This is a genomic window from Mucilaginibacter sp. HD30 (assembly GCF_054061755.1).
This window is the reverse complement of the sequence record NZ_JBSSEO010000001.1, coordinates 790,984-807,056: the sequence shown is the minus strand read 5'-3', so window position 1 is coordinate 807,056 and position 16,073 is coordinate 790,984. Positions and strand designations below refer to the sequence as shown.

Annotated in this window: 15 protein-coding genes and 1 riboswitch; of the genes, 5 read left to right on the top strand and 10 right to left on the bottom strand. The window is 43.0% G+C overall.

Annotated elements, in window-relative coordinates; genetic code table 11:
- The first annotated feature begins 26 nt into the window (after positions 1 to 26).
- Entirely contained in the window at positions 27 to 911 is an 885-nt protein-coding gene (locus ACVW2L_RS03815) for an NAD(P)H-binding protein (RefSeq protein ID WP_457126629.1), read from the top strand.
- Between the two features lie 167 nt (positions 912 to 1,078).
- On the opposite strand, the gene ACVW2L_RS03810 is transcribed toward ACVW2L_RS03815, so the two are convergent.
- The 3 genes from ACVW2L_RS03810 to ACVW2L_RS03800 form a co-directional block, all read right to left on the bottom strand.
- Positions 1,079 to 1,936: a glycoside hydrolase family 25 protein gene (locus ACVW2L_RS03810; protein WP_457126628.1), complete on the bottom strand. Its 858-nt coding sequence runs from the start codon at positions 1,934 to 1,936 to the stop codon at positions 1,079 to 1,081.
- A gap of 155 nt (positions 1,937 to 2,091) precedes the next feature.
- Positions 2,092 to 2,514, bottom strand: coding sequence for a DUF1801 domain-containing protein (locus ACVW2L_RS03805; RefSeq protein WP_457126627.1), 423 nt, complete (start codon positions 2,512 to 2,514; stop codon positions 2,092 to 2,094).
- Between the two features lie 10 nt (positions 2,515 to 2,524).
- Entirely contained in the window at positions 2,525 to 3,175 is a 651-nt protein-coding gene (locus tag ACVW2L_RS03800; protein WP_457126626.1) for a YiiX family permuted papain-like enzyme, read from the bottom strand.
- Between the two features lie 298 nt (positions 3,176 to 3,473).
- On the opposite strand from ACVW2L_RS03800, the gene fabF reads away from it, so the two are divergent.
- Positions 3,474 to 4,718 (top strand): beta-ketoacyl-ACP synthase II, encoded by a 1,245-nt coding sequence (fabF, locus tag ACVW2L_RS03795; RefSeq protein WP_457126625.1) that lies wholly within the window; start codon positions 3,474 to 3,476, stop codon positions 4,716 to 4,718.
- Between the two features lie 632 nt (positions 4,719 to 5,350).
- Here the strand turns inward: fabF and ACVW2L_RS03790 are convergent.
- The 6 genes from ACVW2L_RS03790 to ACVW2L_RS03765 form a co-directional block, all read right to left on the bottom strand.
- Positions 5,351 to 6,142, bottom strand: coding sequence for a polysaccharide deacetylase family protein (locus ACVW2L_RS03790; protein ID WP_457126624.1), 792 nt, complete (start codon positions 6,140 to 6,142; stop codon positions 5,351 to 5,353).
- A gap of 2 nt (positions 6,143 to 6,144) precedes the next feature.
- Positions 6,145 to 7,080, bottom strand: coding sequence for a glycosyltransferase family 2 protein (locus tag ACVW2L_RS03785; protein ID WP_457126623.1), 936 nt, complete (start codon positions 7,078 to 7,080; stop codon positions 6,145 to 6,147).
- A complete protein-coding gene (locus ACVW2L_RS03780) occupies positions 7,077 to 8,258 on the bottom strand; it encodes a glycosyltransferase family 87 protein (RefSeq protein ID WP_457126622.1) in 1,182 nt (393 codons plus the stop codon). Before ACVW2L_RS03780 ends, ACVW2L_RS03785 begins: the two co-directional genes overlap by 4 nt.
- Before the next feature lie 103 nt (positions 8,259 to 8,361).
- Positions 8,362 to 9,576 (bottom strand): homoserine dehydrogenase, encoded by a 1,215-nt coding sequence (locus ACVW2L_RS03775; protein WP_457126621.1) that lies wholly within the window; start codon positions 9,574 to 9,576, stop codon positions 8,362 to 8,364.
- Complete coding sequence (locus ACVW2L_RS03770; protein ID WP_457126620.1) at positions 9,576 to 10,631, bottom strand: homoserine O-acetyltransferase family protein; 1,056 nt, start codon at positions 10,629 to 10,631, stop codon at positions 9,576 to 9,578. Before ACVW2L_RS03770 ends, ACVW2L_RS03775 begins: the two co-directional genes overlap by 1 nt.
- 183 nt (positions 10,632 to 10,814) lie before the next feature.
- Positions 10,815 to 10,926: riboswitch (SAM riboswitch) on the bottom strand.
- 180 nt (positions 10,927 to 11,106) lie between these two features.
- Entirely contained in the window at positions 11,107 to 12,228 is a 1,122-nt protein-coding gene (locus ACVW2L_RS03765; protein ID WP_457126619.1) for a trans-sulfuration enzyme family protein, read from the bottom strand.
- A 437-nt stretch (positions 12,229 to 12,665) separates the two neighbouring features.
- On the opposite strand from ACVW2L_RS03765, the gene mqnE reads away from it, so the two are divergent.
- The 3 genes from mqnE to ACVW2L_RS03750 all read left to right on the top strand — a co-directional run bounded on the left by mqnE (position 12,666) and on the right by ACVW2L_RS03750 (position 15,326).
- On the top strand, positions 12,666 to 13,859 hold the full coding sequence (mqnE, locus tag ACVW2L_RS03760; RefSeq protein WP_457130177.1) for an aminofutalosine synthase MqnE: 1,194 nt from the start codon (positions 12,666 to 12,668) through the stop codon (positions 13,857 to 13,859).
- A 96-nt stretch (positions 13,860 to 13,955) separates the two neighbouring features.
- Positions 13,956 to 14,573, top strand: coding sequence for a histidine phosphatase family protein (locus ACVW2L_RS03755; protein ID WP_457126618.1), 618 nt, complete (start codon positions 13,956 to 13,958; stop codon positions 14,571 to 14,573).
- A gap of 9 nt (positions 14,574 to 14,582) precedes the next feature.
- Positions 14,583 to 15,326 carry a menaquinone biosynthetic enzyme MqnA/MqnD family protein gene (locus ACVW2L_RS03750; RefSeq protein ID WP_457126617.1) on the top strand — a complete coding sequence of 248 codons (744 nt, stop codon included), beginning with the start codon at positions 14,583 to 14,585 and terminating at the stop codon, positions 15,324 to 15,326.
- A gap of 10 nt (positions 15,327 to 15,336) precedes the next feature.
- Here ACVW2L_RS03750 and ACVW2L_RS03745 read toward each other — a convergent pair whose 3' ends face one another.
- Entirely contained in the window at positions 15,337 to 16,062 is a 726-nt protein-coding gene (locus ACVW2L_RS03745; protein WP_457126616.1) for a phytanoyl-CoA dioxygenase family protein, read from the bottom strand.
- Positions 16,063 to 16,073 lie beyond the last annotated feature (11 nt).

The following is a 16,073-nucleotide window of genomic DNA, read 5'->3' as shown; positions in this document are numbered from 1 at the left end:
TGCTCTCAACAAAAACAAATACAATCATGAAAATAATTATCACAGGGTCATTAGGCAATATAAGCCGCCCACTTTCAACACAACTCGCAGCAAATGGTCATAACGTAACCGTTATCAGCAGCGATAGCAACAAAGCCGATCAGATAAAAAGCATTAATGCTACACCGGCAATAGGCTCAATTACTGACGAAGATTTTTTAACCAAAACCTTTACAGGCGCTGATGTAGTTTACCTTATGGTACCTACCGATTTTTCAGCACCCGATATTAAAGCATATATAGCCATAGTGGGCGGGCATTATGCCAGTGCCGTAAAAGCGGCAGGCGTTAAAAAACTGGTAATGCTAAGCAGCTTGGGTGCGCATTTAGCAGAAGGTACAGGGCCAATTGTTGGGATACACCGGGTAGAAGAGATACTGAAAAAACTGGATGGCGTAGATCTGCTTATGCTTCGCCCATCTTACTTCTACAATAATTTTTATGCCGATATCAATATGATAAAACATGCGGGTATTATAGGATCAAACTATGGTGCAGATCAGCGATTGGCGATGGTTGACCCGGAGGATATTGCGGCAGTAGCAGTAGAGTATATTGAGAAAGGATTTACCGGTCAAAGCGTTTTGTACACAGTAAGCGCAACGCCAACACTTGGCGAAGTTGCAGCCACCTTAGGCAAGGCCATTGGCCAACCGGAACTACCTTGGGTTGAGTTTACAGATGAGCAAGCTTTTGCCGGCATGACAGATGCGGGCCTCCCTGAGAATATAGCCAAAAACTATGTAGAAATGGGTGCGGCTATAAGAACCGGTTTAATTTGGGATGATTTTGATCTGGATAAAGCCGAGTTAATTGGCAAAACTAAACTGGAAGATTTTGCAGTTAAGTTTGCTGCGGCTTACAACAGCTAAGTTTAAAGAAAGGGTTGGGCGATGCGATTCCCCTCTTGAGAGGGGTGTAGGGGTGTGTTACGTGAGCGGCTTAACACACCCCCGCAGCGGCACTTTACCCACGCGCCCCCTCTTAAGAGGGGAGTTTTGGCGGGTATAAGGTTCTCCGAAAGCAACAGAGATTATACCTATCGCACCAATAGCCGTTGCAGGTCTAAGCTATCCCCCTTGAAGGCATTAAAATCAACCACATGATTAATGCCATTTATCGTCGCTTTATCAGAGTGTTGCCAGAACCACCAGTTGGTGTTGGCGGCCAGTTTCAACTCACCCTGGTAATAATGAGCTATCCATAAAGGATAGTCATCAAAATGCCCGGCGAGATAGTCTTTGTAAAAACTGATTCCTGTATAAATAATGGGTTTAACACCGGTTACAACTTCCACCTTTTTTATGTAAGCCTTCAACTCCTTACGCATCTTCTCCGGAGATACGCCATCAAGCACCTCTATATCCACTACCGCAGGCAGATCACCCGCCTCCAATTTCACATTCTGTAAAAAGAACCACGCCTGCCATAAGCCGTCTTTCTTGGGTCTGAAGAAATGGTAAGCGCCGCAGACAATCCCGGCTTTGGCCGCCTCGCGCCAGTTCCGTTTAAAATATCGGTCGGCAGTTAACAAACCTTCGGTAGCCTTAATAAAGGCAAACTTTATGCGCACACTGTCTTCTTCCATGGCCCGCACTTTTTGCCAGTTGATCTTGCCTTGGGCATAAGAAACATCAATGCCATGGATCTTATAATTAACCGGGATGCGGATATCGAAACTCTGATAGGTGCGGTAGTTTGGAGATTCTCCAATATCAGTTACCCAGCGCCACGTAGCGCTAAAAAACTTGAGCACATAACCGTAGTAAAAAGGTGAAAGCAGGATGAGTAATACGCCAGCCAGCAGCAACTTCCACGAATAATTTTTCTTAGCGGCTTTCTTTTTCCTGACCGGGGTTTTCTTTATGGGTTTGGCATTGGGTTTTCTTGCTGGCACGGGGCAAAGGTAAAAATGCGAAAGCTAACATCCGATGTCATGCCGAATTTATTTCGGCATCTCACAAGTTATTCACGCCTTGTTGGTTTACAACTTGTATTGCGTTTACCTGTATGACGGGGTGCCGAAATAAATTCGGCATGACGGTTGAGAAATTAGCTATACTTCTCTGCTATATATTTCATTGAATCTGCTGCCATCTTCTTCAAAATATCTGTATCAACATCTGCCAGCCTTTTTATGTAAACACAAGCCTTAGCCTGAGTATGTTTACCAAATTTGGCCAGCAATTCGTCGCGACCGGGGAAGCTACTGGAAAGATAAAGCGAAATGGCATTTGCACGTGGCGAAAACCCAAATAAAGGCGCGTCACCTTCCCTCCCGCTCTCGTATTTATAATGGTAGCTGCTAAAGCCAACAATAGCCGGGCCCCACATTTTGGCCGGGAAGCCTGTGTGCTTTTCAATCAGCTCAACAATTTTAAAGCTATCAGTGCGCTTTCCTTCGTCTGTAATGCCGTTTAAAAAATCAGCTACGCTGCTTTCGGTTTCGGTCGTTTTGTTTGTATTCTTTGCCATAATTAGGGCCTTAGTTGGCTTTTACTGTAATTAATAACGGACTATCAAAAATTGCAACAGGCGATATCACAGGTTCATTTAACGGTATGTTATTGCCGTAATGCTCCTTTAATTTCCCCTTTACAGCCTGGCTGCTCAAATCAAAATCTTTCAGTTTCTTCAGCTGTTCCACTTCAATGCCCGCGCCTTTTTTATAGATCTTCCATACCAGTTCTGAGCAGTAGATGCGGTCATCGCTCCATTCAAAAGTGCCATCGTAATCCTTACCCATAAATTGCTTTCCGGTTTGTTTCATTTTGCTTATAGCAGAAGGGGTTAGCGCCTGGCTTGCATTTGTTAGCCGTTTTATAACAAATTTGCCACCCTGTCCCCCGGCTGTCCACTGATCCAGCGGTGTCGAGCGCACAGGTTGTACGGCTTCATAAACATACCACGCGCCTTTCTCTTTAAAAATTATTCCGCAATGCGAGTATTTGGATTTGGTAGCCAATTGGATAGCAACACTAAGCGGTGAGTTTGAGCTTTGAAAGATGATATCGCCATCTTGCAGATCATCATGTTTTTTTGATGCCGTTGTTTCTTTGGCGTAGCTATGTCCTATAGCAGAAACAGCTAAGCTTAACGTGCATATTACCAGCGCCGAAAGGAATATCTTCTTCATGTTTAAATATAATTAATTGGATATGATTTAAAAACGGAATTTTACATGTTTTATGTTGGGATGGGTAGCACGGTCATGATCATAGCGATGGGTTGGAAACCAGAGGTGTTTGTTAGTATGGTATGTCATATTGAGCGATAGCGAAATATCTTATAGGCCTACTAATCATGCGGACTGGCACGCTTTATTATCAGTTTTACAAGATTCTTCGCTATCGCTCAAAATCAAAATAGGCGCCCCGCAAGTCTCTTCAACATTTGCATTATAATTATACCTTTGTGAAATTTTTTTAAATACTATGTTAAAAAGAGTTGTAGTAACCGGCATTGGCGCGCTAACCCCGCTAGGTAATAATGTTAAAACTTTTTGGGATAACGCTATAAAAGGCGTAAGCGGTGCGGGCAAGGTTACTCGTTTTGATGCTTCGTTATTCAGATCGCAGGTGGTATGCGAGCTCAAGGATTATAACGTTGCCGATTTTTTAGACAGGAACGATATCAAAAAAACGGACGCCTATACACAGTATGCCATGATAGCTTCAGACGAAGCCATTAAAGATTCTGGCTTTGACATTAACACAATGGACCCATTTGACGTGGGTGTTATATGGGGATCGGCCCAGGGTGGTATGGAAACCTACGAAACCCAGGTGCGGGAGTACGCTTTAGGCGACGGCCATCCGCGCTTTAATCCCTATCTTATTCCTAAATTTTTGATCAACATGGCGTCTGGATTGATCTCTCTGCGTCACGGCTATATGGGTGTTAATTATGCACCGGTTTCGGCCTGCGCTACGTCAAACACCGCCATAATGGATGCTTTTAATTACATCCGTTTAGGCAAGGCTAAGATCATTGTAACAGGTGGTTCAGAAGCGCCTGTTTCTCCTGCTTCTTTTGGTGGTTTTAGTTCGATGAAGGCGATGTCGCACCGTAACGATGATCCACATACGGCATCCCGCCCTTTTGATGTGGACCGTGACGGTTTTGTAATGGGCGAAGGCGCAGGCGCCTTGGTGCTTGAAGAATATGAACATGCTGTTAAACGTGGAGCAACTATCTACGCAGAGGTTTGCGGGGCCGCTATGACAGCCGACGCTTACCACATGACAAGTACCCATCCCGAAGGTAAAGGTGCCACCAAAGCCATGCAACTGGCCTTAGCAGAGGCAGGAATAACAACCAACGAGTTGGATTACCTGAATATGCACGCAACCTCTACCCCTGTGGGCGATCTCTCAGAGATTAACGCGGTGTTGAACCTTACGGGGGGAGAAAAGAATAACATCCAACTAAGCGGTACCAAATCTATGACGGGTCACCTTTTGGGCGCTGCCGGTGCCATTGAAGGTATTTTGAGCATTTTGGCTATTCGTAATGGCATTATCCCACCAACTATTAACACACAAAACCTTGATCCCGCTATTCACGATAGCATGAACATAGTTTTAGGCGAAGCCATTGAGCACAATGTAAAATATGCCATGAGCAATACCTTTGGTTTTGGCGGGCATAATGCTACGGTGGTGTTTGGGAAGGTGTAAATTCGTTACTTATCGCTTGATTGACCCATCGCACTTGGCTAAGGCCGCGGAGGCCTTTTTTCTTTTTCTTGATAAAAGAAACAAAAATCAAGTCAGCAGAGAGGCTTCTTTGCCGCACATGGCCTTTGCCCTGCAAAACGCAATGCGCCACGGCTACGCTAGGTTGCGGCGGACTAACCTATCTTTTCATTAACCTGTAACCGCAATGTTCCTAATGCCTTTGCCAACACACAAGCCCAACCTGCGCATTGCGTTTTCAGCCGAAGCTTATCTGCTTACGAATTTTTCAAAATGGAAAAAAGTGTGTAAATTCTATTAGGGTATTCTTTTTATTATCGCAATATTCTATAGTGAAGCACTAATGGTCAGCCGCGCAGCTTCGGAAAGGAGCAGGTAAAACAGCTGGCCTGTGTGTGGGAAAGGGCATAGTAAATTTTTGCTAAAGCAAGAGCCTGTGCGACAAATGGGGCAAAAAGATTACAGCCCGTGGTTTTACCTGATCGCGGGTAAAGGCCTTGTGCGAAAAAAAGCATCGTGGCTGACTTGATTTTTTGCTTCTTTTTTTTCAAGAAAAAAGAAGAGGGCCTCCGTCGCCATAGCGGGGCAAGCTGCGTGCGTAATGGCAATCATTTTCACTTTCCTTGCGAATCTATAATACTCTTAGCAAACTCATCCGTTCTCCCAAACTCATACCCTTTACTCTTCCCCCAGGCAATAAAATTCTTTATGCGTTTAACAAAGGCATCGCCGGAGTTTTTAGAGACATAACCGGGGAAACCGTATTTTTCTGGCTGATTTAAATCGGTAAACTCCCAGGGATGGAAGTACAAATTAAGGTAGCCGTCTTTGCGGTGAGCAGCAGCTGCCATCCATTTAATAACAGACATGGGCAGGTTATGGAAAGTTAACCAAAACAGCGGCCAGCGAAGCAAGGGAGAAACTGAAGCGGGTATTTGAAGTACCCCCTGATCAAAAAACCAGCTGCGCGGCTTGCTAAAGTTATTATACCTACCGGGAATAAACGTTGGGTTGATAGATGAGTTATACGCATATCCTGCCTTTTGTATTTCCCTTTCATCAACCGGCATCATCCTCGCCATCCGGAACCCGGTAACATCGGCACCTGAGAGTTCCTCCAGCTTTTGTTTTGATTGCAACAAATGCTCCACCTTAAACTCAGAATGGTAATATCCATGCGAGGCCAGTTCATGCCGGGCATCCACTATCTTTTTGATGATATCGGGTTTGTTAACGGCGTAGTTAGCCGTGCAGAAGAACGTGGCCTTAATACCTGCTTTATCCAATATTTCCAAAATGGTATTGGTGCCTTTGGTAGATACAGCTAATTGCTCATCAAAAGGCAGGGTTTTGCCGTATTCAAGCGGCATATCAAACTCTTCCACATCAAAGCCTAACAGTATCATGTTTACTTCGGCAGATTAGTTGATCGTACGATATAAGTTGGGCGCTGCTTGGTTTGCATAAATATCTTGCCCAAGTATGATCCGATTATGCCCAGCACCAAAAGCTGCAACCCGCCAAAAAAGGCAACTGTAGCAATTAATGATGCCCAGCCAGATACCTTGTCGTAATCTGTAAAATAGCTGATAAGCACATAAGGAATATAAAGGACTGCTGCCAACGAAAAGAAAAGTCCTAAACCAGTTGCAATATATAAGGGCCTTACACTGAATGCCATTATACCTCCCACCGCCAGTTTAAACAACCGGAAGAAAGAATAACTGGCTTCGCCGGTATGGCGCTCGGCAGGTGTATAAGGTATTCCCCTTTGCTTAAAACCCACCCATTTTACCATGCCGCGGAAGAAGATCTCGTATTCGTTGATCTGCTTCAACTCATCCACTACTCTCTTATCCATCAAACGAAAATCTGATATACCATTCTCCAGTTTGATATCTGATAAGGTATTTACAATTTTATAAAATGTTTTAGAGGCAAAGCGTTGGTATGCGCTGGCATGGCGGTTAGCCTCGTTGCGGTAGGTGTAAATAATATCGTAACCATCTTCCCAGTTCTTAAGCAGCTCGGGCAACAGGTTCGGCGGGTGCTGCAGGTCGGCATCCATAGTTATGATAGCATCTCCATTAGCTGCGTCAATACCGGCTTTTAGGGCGTAATCCTTACCAAAGTTTTTTGAGAGCTCTATAAAGAACACATGCGGATATACTTCTGCCTGCTGTTGTATAGCCTCTAAAGTATTGTCCCTGCTTCCATCATTCACAAAAATAAGCTCGTAATCATATCCTGTGCTGCTGATTGATTTGCTCAGCTCCGCAATAAGGTGAGCTATGTTCTTCTCCTCATTGTAAGCAGGTATCACGATGGAAAGTTTTTTCTTCATACCGTCTGTGATGGCAAGTTTAAATCCTTTTTAGTGAAATTACGGAATAATGTTTCAAATATGATCTTCAGCCAAATCAAAAAGCAGGGTAAGGCCTTTAAAGCATAAGGCTCGACATAGGTTTTCTTTATGTACCGCGGGAAAAGATCAGACGGTGAAAGACTGGTTAATATCAGCGCGAACACCAACAGCCCTATATCCAATTTACTCAACGGTCGCGCGGAATTAATGAACCAAATTGCCACACCCACAAACGCAATGATATATGTGGGCGACTCGGAACCGGTACTAAATATCACCGGAAAGATAAGCGTTGATGATAGTATCAGCAATTGGAAATTGAGATTTCTGAACGCCTTTATGCGCAAATAGGATAATGCAAACAATGCAATTCCCGGGATGAGCACAATAACATTAGAAAGATTTGGGAAAGCTATCTTTCTGATCATCCCCATTACTGATACATCCACACGGGTTGAGGTTTCGTTCTCCGCATTTTTGGCTACCAGATCAAGATACCAATCGTGGTAGGTTTTAACGATGAAAGATGGTGAAGAGATCAGCATCGGCAAAACAAACAACACAGCAGACCAAAACAGCAGGCTGCCTATCAGCTTGATCTTATTGTTTGAAAAGAAAAAGAATGCCAGCCCAACCACCCCATAAAGCTTAATGAAAATACCTAAAGCAATAGTCAGCCCGGCCCAAAAGTCTTTCTCTGTACGTATAAATGTAAAACTGAAAATAATTAGCGCCGCCACCAGCGGATTGATCTGCACATTGGCGGTTGACGTCATCAATTCATGCGCACATAACAAGATAATAAGCAAGTAATGTTCGCTCTTAATCGGCAATTGCTCAACCGACTTTAACAATAGCCATGCCGTAAAAACCACCCATAGTAACACGCCTAACCAATCTGGCAGTACAGCAAATGGAGCAATAACCAGCGAAAATATAGGACCGTAATGGTTCAGATCAAAATATTGATCTGGATAATAGGAAAACAGGTTCTGTTGATGTATTACGTGGAAAAAATTGCCTTTGTATACAAAGTAATTATTATGAATATGGCTATGCCCCTCAATAACACTTTTAATTACCGGAAACAAACAAAGCCCGAACCATAAGGTGAGCACAAAGGGTTTGCTTGTTAATACCCGGGTAACTTTATCCATTTATAAAGGGCGATTTTTGGTGAGCGAAAATAGGAAAAATGGATAGAAATAAGAAAGGCTCCTTTTAAGAGCCTTTCTGTACAACAAAGCCGTAAGGCTTATGTTAATTTACCGAAACTAAGCTGACCCCCGTTAGCTGATCGGCAAAGGCAAGGAATGCCTTTTCATCATATATACGTTGCTTATTGTCAATCAGTTTGCTCAAATTTAGTTTTCCGATAATATATTTATAACTGCCTGAATAATAGCGCTCTTTTATTTCTTTAAAATCCAGGGCAGCTATTAAATCATCATTTTCATAACGCAGGTACACGCAAAGCTCAATATCATTGGTGAATTTAAGGCCGGTGTTGGTCTTAAGTTTTTTGTACTCGTATTGATAATCATAACGCAGCGCGGCTATATCAGACAGTACAGCAGAACCGGTTGGATGTCCTCCAGCTCCTTTCCCGAAGAAAAATTGCTGATCTGCAAAGGCGGCCTGTACTATTACGCCGTTATACTCATACTCTACGTTATATAAAAACTCGTTTTCGGTTACCAACTTTGGTAGTACAAACAGCGCTACGTGCTGGTCGTCTAACTCTTTAGCTACCGGTACCAATTTTATTTTCAAACCTTTTTCACGGGCGTATTGGATATCGCTGGCGGCCAGATTTTCTATACCGATATTCAATACCGCATCAGGCTCAACCACAACGCCATAGGCATGTGCAGCAGCTATTACCAGTTTAAATTTAGCATCATAGCCCCCAACGTCCATGGTAGGGTCGGTTTCGGCAAAGCCAAGATCCTGGGCTTGTTTTAACGCGGTTGCATAATCCATCCCTTCTAAAAACCCTTTAGAAAGTATGTAGTTGGATGATCCGTTAAAAATACCGCAAATAGAGTGCAGGAGCTCATTATCATAATATTCTTCCAGGTTACGAATGATAGGGATACTGCCGCAAACGGCCCCTTCGTAAAGTAACGAAGTACCATACTCTTCCTGAATTTTAAGCAGCTCTTCTAAATGAAGCGCTATCATTTTTTTGCTTGCAGATACTACATTTTTACCCGATTTAAGCGCTGTTGATACAATTTCGAAAGCAGCATCGGTATCATTAATAAGTTCAATAATGGTATTGATCTCGGGGTTATTCAGTAATTCGTTTTTGTCAGTAGTAAAATAGCTCTCCGGTAAAGAACGCTCCTTAGCAGCATCTTTAATTGCTATTTTCTTTATTTCGATATTAAGGTTTTTGGTTTTGACTATATCATAAAGTCCCTGTCCCACAACTCCGAAGCCAAAAAGGCCAATAGTAAGTTTTTTGCTCATTACGCGGTTTTCTGTAATCGGATGATCTTTCCTTTTACATCTGTTTTATAAAATGAAGTAATAATTTTTGTAAGGGCATCAGTCTCAATCAAAAAACCATCATGCCCGTAAAACGAATCCAGCTCGGCAAATGCGGCTTGAGGAATGTTCCTGAAAAGGTACTCCTGCTCATCAACAGGAAAAAGCACATCAGAACGAATGCCGATGACTAATGTGCGTGCTTTTACCATACTAAGCGCTTTTTCTATCCCGCCCCTGCTGCGACCAACATTATGCGAGTCCATAACTTTTGACAGGTACCAGTAACTATAAGCGTTAAAACGATTAACCAGCTTATCGCCCTGGTAACATTGGTAGCTGGATGCACGGAAATCGTCCTGAACGGCATCATCTTCTTCCTGCTGACTTATCTTGTATGTTTTATAAGTGCGATAGGATAATAAAGCCATACTACGCGCTGCCTTTAATCCTTTTTTACCACCTTCGGGCATGCCCGGTAAAAAAGTTTCATCAGCTAACAACGCCAATCGCTGCGATTCATTAAATGCAATTCCCCATGCGGAGTGACGTGCATTTGTAGCAATAATTATCAGGTTTTTTATCAGATCAGGTTGTATTATAGACCATTCTAATGCCTGCTGTCCGCCCAGCGAACCGCCTATGGCAATTTCAATACTGTCAATGCCCAGGTATCCGGCAAGCAGCTGATGCGCATTAGCCATATCGCGAATGGACACCTTAGGGAAATCTAAATAATAAGGCTCGCCGGTTTGCGGATTTATGCTGAGCGGGTTACTGGTACCATACGGTGAAGTAAGCACGTTAGCGCAAACTATAAAATGATCAGTTGGATTAAAATAGTCGTTCTCTCCGAACAAGCCTTTCCACCAGTCCAGCACATCAGAATTGGCGGTAAGGGCGTGGCATACCCAAATAACGTTATCGCCATCCGCATTTAGCTTACCATAAGTATGATAACCAATTTCCAGCCCGTGCAGCAATTGGCCCGATTCCAGTTCAAAAGGTTGTGAATATTTATAGGTCTTTGCGATCATTAGTGTAAAAGTGGTTAGATAAACTTGATCCGTTTTTGCCTTGCGACAGCGCACAAAGCCGGATGATTAACTGTATCAGCAACAGCGGCGCATATACATGCCCATGGCATAGCAATGCGACGTACCTAAACAGGTATTAAAAAAGTTTACTTGAAGGGTGTTTGTTAAATTTTCCATATTGTTAATTTATATTTCCCGGGATATTTACCGGGGCAGGAATTGGCACCTTCTCTGCATTTGCAGAGGGTTGCCAGCGGGTCATTGAGCCTGATCTCTCGCCGCTTCTTTATAAATCAAATATGCCTGAAAGGAATACTGATCAATTACATCGCTATTGCAATGTGCTGCAAATATAGGTTTTGATTGTGTAAAAGCAAATTTATTTAAGCCGTAGGCCAGAAGCTAAAGCAGAAAGGCAAAATTCTATGGAGCGCTGTGTACTATCATTATTACTTTAGGCTTTTAGCTTTCCGCTTTAAGCCACCGAAAGCCCCTGCTTTATATCCGCAGTCAAATCATCAATATGTTCTAACCCAACTGATATCCGCAGTAAATTGAAAGGAGTTTTAGTATCGGGTCCCTCCATTGTTGCACGGTGCTCAATAAGGCTTTCTACACCGCCCAAACTTGTGGCGCGGGTAAACAATTGCAGTTTATTGATAACGCGATCAGCGGCTTCCGGGCCATCCTTTAAAGTAAACGATAACATGCCGCCAAAACCTGTCATTTGTTCCTTTGCAACCTGGTGACCGGGATGGGATGGCAAGCCAGGGTATAAAACCTGTTCAACACCGGGTTGTTCCTGCAGAAACTCTGCCAGTGCCTGCGCATTACTCACATGCCCGCGGATGCGGTAAGGAAGCGTTTTTATGCTCCTGGCAAGCATATAACAATCCTGTGGCGACGGTATTGCACCTCCCATCGTCTGGATCTGGCGGATTCTTTTCCACCAATCGTTATCCTCAGCAGTTATCAATGCCCCTCCCATCAGGTCGCTATGGCCGCCAAAATATTTGGTAGATGAGTGCATCACCAGGTCAGCCCCTAATTGCAATGGCTGCTGGCAAATCGACGAGACAAAAGTGTTGTCGCAGGCCACTTTTATATTGTGCTGGCGCGCAATGGCCACTACCTTTTTGATATCGGTTATTTTTAAAAGCGGATTAGATGGCGTTTCTATCCATATTAAACCGGTATTAGGCTTAATATGCGCGTTTAATACCTCGCTGTTGTTAACATCAATAAAATCAAACTCAAGTATGCCGGTAAATAATAGTTTTAATTGATTACGCAGGCCATGGTACATATCATCAGGCGCAATAATGTGCGTACCGGGTGCCAGCGACTGAAAAACAGTCATACCAGCTGCATTGCCGGATGAAAACGCGGCTGCATCAACACCATTTTCTAACTTTGCCAATACATTTTCCAACGATGCACGGTTGGGGTTTGATGCTCTGCTGTAGATGTATCCCTCTCGAAAGCTGCCATCTTTCATCCGCTCAAAAGTGGTTGACAGGGTTATGGGTTGTACAACCGCACCGGTAAATTCGTCGGTATGGTTGCCTGCATGTATGGCTATGGTTTCCTGCTTCATAAAGGCAAACTTAATTAAATAGGCTTAACCTTAAATCATTACAATGTGTTTTTTGATTTGGTATGTTAGCAGATTTGAAGGGTGTTTCGTTTCATGTGAATATAACATTGTTGGAAACAAGCGAAACGGTTTACTTCGTAAGTAATTAAATATTAGCAGCTTATTTTTTCGAGTGAAACAAAGTGAAACTACTTATTCGTCAGGAAGATTAGCTGTAAATATCGTTTAGGCCACTAATTTTCAGATGCTTATAAAACCCGCCCTTTTCATCTGGGGCATGAAACGCTTTTGGGTTGAAACGTTTGGTTACAGCTGTACTGAATTACTTTCTTCTTTTATAAAGCCGACGGCAAATTTCAATTCACAGCTGTACTTTATCCACAAAAGTTGCATTACCATTACATTAACATTTGTTACTTTTGCCAAAAGTTTTTTTAATGGGAGCTGAAGGCAGATTACAAATATTACTACAAGATCCCGGCCTTTCTGCTGATCTGAAACGAATTGCAGAGAAGGTGCTGAATACTGAGCGCATCAGTTTTGACGAAGGCGTTTTACTGTACCAAAAAGGAGAGCTGGCGTATCTTGGCACACTGGCCAATTATATCCGTGAGCAGCGCCATGGCGACGTAACTTATTTTAATCGTAATTTTCATATTGAGCCTACTAACCTTTGTGTTTACGATTGTAAATTCTGTTCGTACTCAAGGCTGATCAAACAACGGTCTGAAGGTTGGGAATATACAATGGATGAAATGTTCGACATCGTTAAAAAATACGATGGCGAACCTGTTACAGAGGTACATATAGTTGGCGGTGTATTACCGCAATATGATGTGCCGTTTTACGCGGAACTTTTTAGCAGGATAAGAGCGCACAGGCCCGACCTACATGTAAAGGCACTCACCCCGGTAGAGTATCACTACATCTTTAAAAAAGCTAAAATAGATTACGCCACCGGCATGAAAATGATGATGGACGCCGGTTTAGGCTCTATCCCCGGTGGCGGCGCAGAGATATTTGATGAAGGCATCCGCGATCAGATAGCCAAGGATAAGTGTACATCACAACAATGGTTGGATATACACCAGGAATGGCACAAATTAGGCGGCCGCTCTAATGCTACCATGTTATACGGGCATATTGAAGAATTCCATCACCGGGTTGACCATATGGAGCGTTTGCGCCAACTACAGGACAGAACCGGCGGTTTCCAAACATTTATTCCGCTTAAATTCCGCAATAAAGATAACCAGATGTCGCACGTGCCAGAGGTAAGTGTTATTGAGGATCTGCGTAATTATGCCATAGCACGTATCTATCTGGATAACTTTGACCATATAAAGGCGTACTGGGCCATGATAAGCCGTAACACTGCGCAATTATCGCTCAATTTTGGTGTAGATGACATTGATGGTACGCTAGATGATACCACCAAAATATACTCAATGGCAGGCGCAGAAGAGCAAACACCGGGCATGAGCACTAAGGAATTGGTAGAGCTGATAAAACAAGTTGGCCGCCATCCCATAGAACGTGATACTTTATATAATGTGGTTACAGATTATAAAGACCATCAGTTTGCCGAAGAAGCAAAACCGCAGTTTTATAAGCTGCCGGTGATTAATTAAAGCCACACCTAAATCCTCCCCGATAGGGAGGACTTTTTGATCGGGGCAAAAACAAACAAAAGTCTCCCCTACCGCGGGAGATTTAGACGGGGCTAAATGACGAAAACAATTTATATAGTCCGCCACGGGCAAACAGAACTAAACAGGCTGGGTATAGTACAGGGGCGCGGTAAGGATACCGACCTGAACGATGAGGGCCGTAAACAGGCTAACCAATTCTACCAGGCGTACAAAAATGTCGCTTTTGATAAGATTTACATCTCGGCGCTAAAACGTACACAGCAAAGCATACAGCAGTTTATTGACCTTGGAATACCTTATGAGAAACTCACAGGCCTTGATGAGCTGGCTTGGGGCGTACACGAAGGGCAACCCAGCACACCCGAAACAAAGGCTGCATTTTTACATATAGTTAGAGATTGGGTAGCCGGAAACCTGGATAGCAAATTTGAAGGCGGAGAAAGCCCCAACGAAGTACAGGCCAGGCAGCGCGAAGCGCTTGATGTAATTATGTCTCATCCGGAGGAAGAAACCGTTTTGATATGCATGCACGGCAGGGCAATGCGTTTGTTTCTATGCCTGTTAACCGGCAAGCCTGCGAGCGAGGCAGAAGATTTCCCGCACCAGAATCTTGTGTTGTACAAAATTATCTTTGATGGCGAGAAATACAAAATTGCCGATTTTAATAACGCCGACCATTTAAAAGATCACTAAGCGCCATACGTGGAAAAAATAAAAATATCAGCAGTTAGCTATACCAATTCAAAGCCTTTTATATACGGCATTCAACATACCGATATTATAAATAAAATAGATCTTAGCCTTGATATACCGGCCGATTGTGCGCGAAAGGTAATTGATAACACGGTTGATATCGGCCTTATCCCGGTTGCTGCTACGCTTAATATGCCGTACTGGAATATTGTTGCAGATTACTGCATAGGGGCAAAAGGCGCTGTAAACTCTGTTTTTATATTTAGTAATTGCGAAATACAGCAAGTAAAACGGCTTCAACTGGACCCAGAATCGCGCACATCAAACAACCTGGCGAGGGTACTGCTTAAAAATTACTGGAAAGTAGATCCTAAGCTGATAGCAGATGCGCCTGATTATTCAAATTTAACTGATAATCAAACTGCCTTTGTACAAATAGGCGATCGCACTTTTGGGAAAAAAGGCAAATTTGCGTTTGCTTATGATCTTGCAGAAGAGTGGCAAAAGTTTACCGGTCTACCCTTTGTTTTTGCGGCCTGGATAGCTAATAAGCCTGTTTCGCAAGCTTTTATTGACGAGTTTAATGCTGCGCTTAAATATGGCTTGGCGCATCGCGAAGCTTTATTTGCAGAAATACCTGCAAGGGATGACTTTGATATTCAGGATTACTTAATGAATAAAATAGATTTCGATCTGACCGAAGATAAGAAAGAAGCATTGCACCTTTTTTTAGATTACTTAAAGGCGTTGTAGATTTCAGGGGTTATTGTTTGTAATTAATATCAATTCTCTCAGACCAGTCAATTTCCGTCGGCAATGCAGCCTTGCTAAACTCAACATGGATAACGCGTCGTTTGCTATCATTAACCGTCCGGTTAGACGCGTGCATCAGCAACGGACGCATGAACATAACCCCGCCAGCTTTAACATCACAGTAAACTTCGCCACTGTTACTTACACCATCTGTGATCAATTCCGTCACCAAATGAGAGCCGGGAATGACTTTTAAAGCGCCGTTATCTTTATCGGTATTGTCAAGATGGATGCGGATAGTAAAGTTTTCTTTTAAGATACCTAACTGTGGCTGTACAGCATATTGGTTTTGCTTTACTGTCCAATTTATAAAACCTGGCAGTACTACTTTTTTATTAACTGATATAGTAAGGTCGCGGTGCCATGCTACAAACCAGTTAGATTTTTGTGGCTTATCAAAGTAAATAGATTTTGAGACAAAGTAGTCAGCGCCAAAAAGTGCAGTTATTAGGTCAGTTAGCTTTTCGTTAAATATAAAAGGCAATAGCGCCGGAATTTCTTTTAAGAACTGCCTTATGGCAAACAGATCATCACTTTTTCTGAAGGTATCTTTGGATTGATCTACAGCATCAATGATTGAAATTAAACATTTTAATTCGTCGGCAGTATAAATCTCATTTAAAACAGTAAAGCCTTGCGTTAACAAGGCTTTACGATGATTTGAATTATCTTTCATTACCACTTAAG

Coding starts and splice junctions, on each gene's coding strand:
- ACVW2L_RS03800 (WP_457126626.1), bottom strand. CDS start 3,175: ATGAAGAAGATATTCCTTTCGGCGCTGGTAATATGCACGTTAAGCTTA.
- ACVW2L_RS03780 (WP_457126622.1), bottom strand. CDS start 8,258: ATGGATAAAGTTACCCGGGTATTAACAAGCAAACCCTTTGTGCTCACC.
- ACVW2L_RS03775 (WP_457126621.1), bottom strand. CDS start 9,576: ATGAGCAAAAAACTTACTATTGGCCTTTTTGGCTTCGGAGTTGTGGGA.
- mqnE (WP_457130177.1), top strand. CDS start 12,666: ATGGGAGCTGAAGGCAGATTACAAATATTACTACAAGATCCCGGCCTT.
- ACVW2L_RS03765 (WP_457126619.1), bottom strand. CDS start 12,228: ATGAAGCAGGAAACCATAGCCATACATGCAGGCAACCATACCGACGAA.
- ACVW2L_RS03815 (WP_457126629.1), top strand. CDS start 27: ATGAAAATAATTATCACAGGGTCATTAGGCAATATAAGCCGCCCACTT.
- fabF (WP_457126625.1), top strand. CDS start 3,474: ATGTTAAAAAGAGTTGTAGTAACCGGCATTGGCGCGCTAACCCCGCTA.
- ACVW2L_RS03755 (WP_457126618.1), top strand. CDS start 13,956: ATGACGAAAACAATTTATATAGTCCGCCACGGGCAAACAGAACTAAAC.
- ACVW2L_RS03770 (WP_457126620.1), bottom strand. CDS start 10,631: ATGATCGCAAAGACCTATAAATATTCACAACCTTTTGAACTGGAATCG.
- ACVW2L_RS03745 (WP_457126616.1), bottom strand. CDS start 16,062: ATGAAAGATAATTCAAATCATCGTAAAGCCTTGTTAACGCAAGGCTTT.
- ACVW2L_RS03790 (WP_457126624.1), bottom strand. CDS start 6,142: ATGATACTGTTAGGCTTTGATGTGGAAGAGTTTGATATGCCGCTTGAA.
- ACVW2L_RS03785 (WP_457126623.1), bottom strand. CDS start 7,080: ATGAAGAAAAAACTTTCCATCGTGATACCTGCTTACAATGAGGAGAAG.
- ACVW2L_RS03805 (WP_457126627.1), bottom strand. CDS start 2,514: ATGGCAAAGAATACAAACAAAACGACCGAAACCGAAAGCAGCGTAGCT.